Origin of the sequence: Arthrobacter sp. AG367, from assembly GCF_007828995.1 — a bacterium.
GTDB lineage: Bacteria > Actinomycetota > Actinomycetes > Actinomycetales > Micrococcaceae > Arthrobacter.
The window spans coordinates 1-1,120 of the sequence record NZ_VIVE01000021.1 but is presented as its reverse complement, the minus strand read 5'-3'; the positions used below and the strand labels follow the sequence as shown (position 1 = coordinate 1,120).

Below are 1,120 nucleotides of genomic sequence, written 5' to 3'. Positions count from 1 at the left end.
GAAGGCGATCAGGCACGCCGGGTGCCGGATGAAGTGTTCAACGCTCTTGCCGCGACGGGAGCGTTCAGCATTTCCGCACCAACGAAATTCGGTGGGCTTGCTGCGAACACGCGCGAGGCCCACGCTGTTGCGAGGGCTATTGGCCGCGGTGACGGCGGAGCCGCCTGGATCACCGGGATCCTGGACTCCGGCGCATGGGTTCTTAGCCTGATGGACTCCCGTGCACAAGAAGACGTATGGGGGCAGGAAGACGGATTGAACTCTTTCATTTCCATCGTTCTGGCCACCTCCTCCGAAGCAGAACCCGTGGAAGGCGGATACCGGGTCACTGGACGCTGGGGATACGGCACGGGCAGCCTGCACGCACAGTGGTCACTGCTGGGCATTCCCCTCAAGGACGAGAACGGTGAAGTAGTCGACGCCGGCCTCGCGCTCATCCCCTCCTCGGACCTGACCTCCGAGGACAACTGGTACGTCGCCGGCATGAAGTCCAGCGGCAGCGTGATGCAAATCGCCGAAGATGTCTTCGTGCCTGAACACCGCATTCTCCCTCTGACCGCAGCAGTGGAAGGTGGATACCTGGGCCACAACCCCGAGCAGACCTACCAAACAATCTTCGTCCCGTCATTGTTCATGAAGCTCATCGGCCCGCACCTGGGCATGGGACGGGCAGCTCTGGACTTCGTCATCGACAAGGCCGAATCCAAGGCCATCGCCTACACCGGGTACGACAAGCAGGCCGACGCTGTTTCCTTCCAGCTCGCAGTGGCCAAGGCATCAATGCAGCTGAACGCTGCCGAACTGGTCGCCCAGCAGGTCGCCGACGAGATCTACGAAGGTGCCGGCCGCGGCTACTACGCCCCGTACGGTGAACGAATCGAAATGCGCGCCAAAGCCGGTTGGATCGTCGAAACAATCACCAACATGATCGACCAGCTCCTGACCGCCCATGGTTCCGCCGGATTCGCAGAGACCTCCCTGCTTCAGCGCATGTGGCGCGACCAGGCCACCGCCAGCCGCCACGGACACACCCTCGCTGCCAGCGGATACGAAGCCTTCGGCAAAGTCACCTTCAACCGCCAAGACGAAGCCCGCCACGTCCTCCCCATCGTCTAACCCG

The 1,120-nt window shown here is 62.2% G+C and carries 1 protein-coding gene; it reads left to right on the top strand.

Features of this window, described 5'->3' with window-relative positions; all coding sequences use genetic code 11:
• Nucleotides 1–1,116, top strand: a 1,116-nt coding sequence (locus FB478_RS21020; RefSeq protein WP_144601539.1) for an acyl-CoA dehydrogenase family protein, incomplete at its 5' end; no start/stop codon positions are given.
• Between the last annotated feature and the right edge of the window lie 4 nt (nucleotides 1,117–1,120).